General features: G+C 55.6%; 1 protein-coding gene. It reads right to left on the bottom strand.

Translation table 11 applies throughout. The annotated features are described in order from the left end of the window. A partial coding sequence (gene traJ, locus IEY73_RS33095) for a conjugative transposon protein TraJ (protein ID WP_189083263.1) occupies positions 1-547 on the bottom strand: 547 nt, incomplete at both ends.

The raw sequence follows: 547 nt of genomic DNA on the forward strand, positions 1-547 counted from the left end.
AACCGCCCATGCCTCCGGCTTGGATAATCCAGCCCGCAACGGTGGGAATGGTAAAGTAGCCGATGATGCCGATGCAGAGGAATACGATATACACCCCGTCGCTCGAATCCAGCGAGAAGTTCGGGTCTGCCTGCATCCGCTCGATGTCGTTTTGCAGCATCAGAACCTGTATCTTCGCCAGTATGGTGCTGAACATGTCCGATACCGGTAGCCACAGATAGACCTGTATATAGCGGCATATCCACTGCGTGAGCGTGTTTTGGAAACCGTCCCATACCGACAGGGCGAAGGCTATCGGACCGAGAATCGCCAGCACCACGAGAAAGAAGGTGCGGACGGTGTCTATCACGAGGGCGGCGGCTTGGAACAGCAGTTCGAGTATCTCGCGGAAGAAGTCGCGGATGCTCTTCTTCATGTTGTACATTCCCCGGTCGATATACATTCCCGCCATCGTCACCATGTCGGAGGGCGACCAGCCGAGTTCCTCCAGTTGCTTGTCAAATTCCTCGTTGGACACGAGGTAGGCGGTTTCGGGGTTGCGTACCAT

Origin of the sequence: Mangrovihabitans endophyticus (genome assembly GCF_014646155.1) — a bacterium.
Classification (GTDB): domain Bacteria; phylum Actinomycetota; class Actinomycetes; order Mycobacteriales; family Micromonosporaceae; genus Actinoplanes; species Actinoplanes endophyticus.